Source organism: Dolichospermum sp. LEGE 00246 (assembly GCF_015207865.1).
Lineage (GTDB): Bacteria > Cyanobacteriota > Cyanobacteriia > Cyanobacteriales > Nostocaceae > Dolichospermum > Dolichospermum heterosporum.
Genome location: NZ_JADEWA010000769.1, coordinates 1 through 1,082, shown reverse-complemented (window position 1 = coordinate 1,082; position 1,082 = coordinate 1). Strand labels below are relative to the sequence as shown.

Below are 1,082 nucleotides of genomic sequence, written 5' to 3'. Positions count from 1 at the left end.
GAATTTTTCCACTATAGTTTAATTTTTGATACAGTATTAATGCTGAATGTAATATAACGCCATTATTTTCCATGTCAACACAAAAACCATCTGTGAGTCTGATTCGGGCTAAATCCTACGAACAGGAAGCTTTAAAAGAATCATTGGAAACACTACTAGAACCTTTAGGGGGTATGGCTGCTTTTGTGAAACCGGGAAACCGCGTTTTACTCAAACCCAACTTACTCACCGGTTCTCGTCCGACTAAAGAATGTACCACCCGTCCAGAATTAGTGCGTGCCGTTGCCGAAATGGTAATTGCCGTTGGTGGCAACCCATTTTTAGGAGATAGTCCCGCTTTTGGTAGTGCTAAGGGTGTGGCTATAGCCAATGGGTTATTACCAATTTTGGAAGAACTGAAGTTACCACTTGTGGAATTTCATGGTAAACGTTATCAAACGGTAAACGATAATTTTAATCACTTGCTTTTATCTAAAGAAGCAATGGAAGCAGATGTGATTATTAATCTTCCTAAAGTGAAATCTCATATGCAATTAACTCTAACTTTAGGAGTAAAAAATCTCTTTGGCTGTGTTCCTGGGAAAATGAAAGCTTGGTGGCACATGGAATCTGGCAAAGATGCTGACAAATTTGGAGAAATGTTAGTAGAAACTGCCAGGGCAATTAATCCAACTTTAACAATTTTAGATGGAATTATTGGTCATGAAGGTAATGGACCAAGTGGGGGAGAACCTCGGAATTTAGAAATTTTAGCAGCATCAAGTAATGTATTTGCTTTAGATAGAGCAATGTTAGAAGTTCTCCAAGTTGCACCTGCACAAGTTCCCACGATTGCAGCTTCACAACGATTGGGAATATGTCCAGAATTAAGTGATATTCACTTTCCGAATTTATCCCCCGATTTATTACAAATTACAGATTGGCAATTACCGGAAAAGTTAATGCCCATAGATTTTGCTATGCCCCGTGTGATTAAATCTACCTTTAGGCATCTTTACATCCGCTTTATTAAAGAACCTATGAGCGCTTATAGAGTCAGTCGGTAAAAAGAGGCAGGGGAGTTGGGGAGGTAGGGGAGTAGG

At 39.4% G+C, this 1,082-nt stretch carries 1 protein-coding gene; it reads left to right on the top strand.

Going from position 1 to position 1,082, the window contains the following annotated elements; genetic code table 11:
- The first annotated feature begins 71 nt into the window (after window positions 1-71).
- Window positions 72-1,046 (top strand): DUF362 domain-containing protein, encoded by a 975-nt coding sequence (locus tag IQ228_RS26240; RefSeq protein WP_027403861.1) that lies wholly within the window; start codon window positions 72-74, stop codon window positions 1,044-1,046.
- The last annotated feature ends 36 nt before the right edge of the window (window positions 1,047-1,082 follow it).

What these genes read in the sequence shown, in the direction of transcription:
- IQ228_RS26240 (WP_027403861.1), top strand. Translation starts at nt 72, where the DNA reads ATGTCAACACAAAAACCATCTGTGAGTCTGATTCGGGCTAAATCCTAC.